The organism is Myroides sp. N17-2 (genome assembly GCF_002286775.1).
GTDB lineage: Bacteria > Bacteroidota > Bacteroidia > Flavobacteriales > Flavobacteriaceae > Flavobacterium.
In genome coordinates this window covers 1-326 of record NZ_NSGJ01000134.1, presented here as the reverse complement: position 1 = coordinate 326, position 326 = coordinate 1, and the positions used below count along the sequence as shown (strand labels likewise).

Sequence of the window (326 nt, the reverse complement as noted above, 5' to 3'; positions counted from 1 at the left end):
GGTTATTGCAGCGGGGCTCACCTCTATCCATTTCGAACAGAGAAGTTAAGCCCGCTAGCGCAGATGGTACTGCTAACCAGTGGGAGAGTATGTCGCCGCCTTTCTTTAGAGATCCTCGCAGATTATCTAGCGAGGATTTTTTATCTAAACACATTTTATTGAAGAAAAGGTAAAAAACTTTACATAAACAGTCAGATTTATTTTGATAGTTAAAAATAAAGTTATACTTTTGCACTCGCTTTGAAACACAAGTGAAAAGAAATAGAAGAATACGTTCATAAACATATTGGATTGACAGCATACAAATAAGAGAGTAAGGCAAATCG

General features: G+C 36.8%; 1 rRNA gene. It reads left to right on the top strand.

Annotated features, from left to right (window positions below):
- A 5S ribosomal RNA gene (gene rrf, locus CF599_RS19405) occupies positions 1-104 on the top strand; the annotation flags it as partial.
- Positions 105-326: the final 222 nt, after the last annotated feature.